This window comes from Mycobacterium angelicum (genome assembly GCF_002086155.1).
Lineage (GTDB): Bacteria > Actinomycetota > Actinomycetes > Mycobacteriales > Mycobacteriaceae > Mycobacterium > Mycobacterium angelicum.
The window spans coordinates 1-974 of sequence record NZ_MVHE01000218.1 but is presented as its reverse complement, the minus strand read 5'-3'; the positions used below and the strand labels follow the sequence as shown (position 1 = coordinate 974).

Sequence of the window (974 nt, the reverse complement as noted above, 5' to 3'; positions counted from 1 at the left end):
CCCCAGCCACAAACAACTGCCCCACCCCACCCAACACCGAAGCCACCTCCGAGCCCTTACGACCCAACACCGACACCACCAACCCCTGCCCACCAACCAACGACGCCTCCACCGACGCCGCCAAACCACTGGCCGGACCCACCTCAATAAACCGCGTCACCCCAAGGCTTTCCACACACCGCACCCCATCAGCAAACCGCACCGCCTGACGCACATGATCCACCCAATACTGCGCCGACCCATACCCCGGCCCCGCCAACTCCCCGGTCACATTCGACACCACCGGAATCGACCCCACCCCCACCCCCACCCGCGCAGCCACCTCACCAAACTCGGCCAACATCGGCTCCATCAACGACGAATGAAACCCATGCGACACCGCCAACTCATGCACCCGCCGACCCCGACCCACCAACTGCGACACCACCAACCCAACCGCCTCCCGAGCACCCGAAACCACCACCGACTCAGGACCATTGACCGCCGCAATATCCACCCCAGCCACCAACAACCCCGCCACCTCAGCCTCTGCCGCCCCCACCGCCACCATCACCCCACCACCAGCCAACCCCGCCATCAACCGAGCCCGCGCCGCCACCAACATCGCCGCATCCCCCAACGACAACACCCCCGCCACATACGCCGCAACCAACTCCCCCACCGAATGCCCCATCACATAATCCGGCCGAACACCCCAATGCCCCAACAACTCCCACAACGCCACCTCCACCGCAAACAACGCCGGCTGAGCAAACTCCGTCGAGGTCAACAACCCCTCATCCTCACCCCACACCACCTCACGCAACGGCAACCGCAAATACCCATCCAACACCCCCACCACCGCATCAAAAGCCGCCGCAAACACCGAAAACCGCCCATACAACTCCCGACCCATCCCCACCCACTGAGACCCCTGCCCGGGAAACACCACCACCGACTTACCCACCACACCAGCCCGCCCCACCACCACACGA

1 protein-coding gene is annotated in these 974 nt (G+C 64.6%); it reads right to left on the bottom strand.

Features of this window, described 5'->3' with window-relative positions:
* Nucleotides 1–974 (bottom strand): acyltransferase domain-containing protein (locus BST12_RS29085; protein WP_139802066.1); only part of this gene is annotated, 974 nt, incomplete at both ends.